This is a genomic window from Pseudomonas sp. SIMBA_067, assembly GCF_046534675.1.
In the GTDB taxonomy this organism is placed as follows: domain Bacteria; phylum Pseudomonadota; class Gammaproteobacteria; order Pseudomonadales; family Pseudomonadaceae; genus Aquipseudomonas; species Aquipseudomonas putida.
In genome coordinates this window covers 1-266 of the sequence record NZ_JAWRYH010000564.1, presented here as the reverse complement: position 1 = coordinate 266, position 266 = coordinate 1, and the positions used below count along the sequence as shown (strand labels likewise).

At 63.5% G+C, this 266-nt stretch carries 1 pseudogene; it reads right to left on the bottom strand.

What is annotated here, in order from left to right:
* Positions 1 to 266 (bottom strand): annotated as a pseudogene (locus tag SB765_RS30340) (transcriptional regulator FeaR); the annotation flags it as partial.

Below are 266 nucleotides of genomic sequence, written 5' to 3'. Positions count from 1 at the left end.
CGAGGAGATCTTGCCGAAGGCACGTGCATCACCGCCCACGTGTTTGCAGACCTCGGCGCGCGCGAGGGACAGCGAGGCATGTTCAATCAGGCCGAAGGGGGTGATTTCGATAGAGCCCACCGAATCCATCAGCAGCATCTCGCCGGGGGCCAGTTGCAGGGTCTGGCCGTTCTGGACGATTTGCGAGTAACCGCTGCGCTGGCTGACCAGGAAACACTCCTGGTCGTTATCGTGGTCGGCGTGGTGCGCCGGGCGCGTGATCAGCC